This is a genomic window from Collinsella sp. SGI.180 (genome assembly GCF_050313455.1).
Taxonomy (GTDB): domain Bacteria; phylum Actinomycetota; class Coriobacteriia; order Coriobacteriales; family Coriobacteriaceae; genus Collinsella.
Map to the genome: position 1 here is coordinate 1 of NZ_JBNPLL010000048.1, position 1,057 is coordinate 1,057.

Consider the following 1,057-nt stretch of genomic DNA (forward strand, 5'->3'; position numbering starts at 1 on the left):
GGGACTGCGGACAAAAAGTTGGACCGTTGAGGTCCGGAACGGAGTCCGCATGGCATACAGTAGGAGAATGGTGGAGAGGGCCAGGGCGCTTCGCGGCGCCGGGCTCACCGTCATGGAGATAACCGAGATACTCGGCGGGCCCGGCAAGACGTCCGTCTGGCGCTGGATCAGGGACGTGCGCAAGCCCGCGGGAAGGGCCGGTGGAGGAATGGACCTGCCGCGACTCGTCGGGGACGGCCCCGACTACCCCGACATCGACCCGGAGGACAAGGACGCCCTGATCGAGCGGCTCAGGCTCGAGAACGCGGTGCTGAGGGCGGTGCAGGACGTTTTAAAAGCCGGGAGCCTCGACGGGATGTCGAACAGGGAGAAGACCCTGGTGATAGACCGCCTGAGGCCGTGCGGGAAGTGGTCCTTGAGAGAACTCACGAGTTCCTTGGGGATATCAAAGAGCTCCTATGAGTACCAGCGCCGCGCGATCGCGAGGCCCGACCGGCGCGCGCCCCTGCGCGCGCTCGTGCGCAGGATCTTCACCGAGGACGGCGAGGGGGCGCGGGGGTACCGCTTCGTGACGGCGCGCCTGCGCGAGCTCGACGAGCCCGTGCGCGCCTCGGAGAAGGTCGTCCTCCGCATCATGCGCGAGGAGGGCCTGGTCCCCAGGTGGATGAGGAGGAAGAGGAGGCCCTACAGCTCCTATGCGGGCGAGCCGACGCCGGCCCCGCCGAACCTCGTGCGCCGCGACTTCCGCTCGGCCCTGCCGAACTTCCTGTGGCTCACCGACATCACCGAGTTCAGGCTGCCCTCCGGCAGGAAGGTCTACCTGTCGGCCATCAGGGACTGCTTCGACTCCTCGGTCGTGGCGTGGAGGGCCGGCGAGAGACCGGACGCCGCGCTCGCCAACTCGACGCTCGAGGACGCCTGCGCGCTGCTCGCGCCCGGCGAGCGCCCCGTCATCCACTCCGACCGCGGCGGCCACTACCGCTGGCCCGGCTGGATCTCGATCTGCGAGGGGCACGGCCTCGCCAGGAGCATGTCCGCCAAGGGCTGCAGCCCGGAC

1 protein-coding gene is annotated in these 1,057 nt (G+C 69.1%); it reads left to right on the forward strand.

Annotated elements, in window-relative coordinates; all coding sequences use genetic code 11:
• Positions 1-49: 49 nt before the first annotated feature.
• The coding region (locus ACQRAP_RS08675; RefSeq protein ID WP_427795400.1) for an IS3 family transposase at positions 50-1,057 on the forward strand (1,008 nt) is incomplete at its 3' end.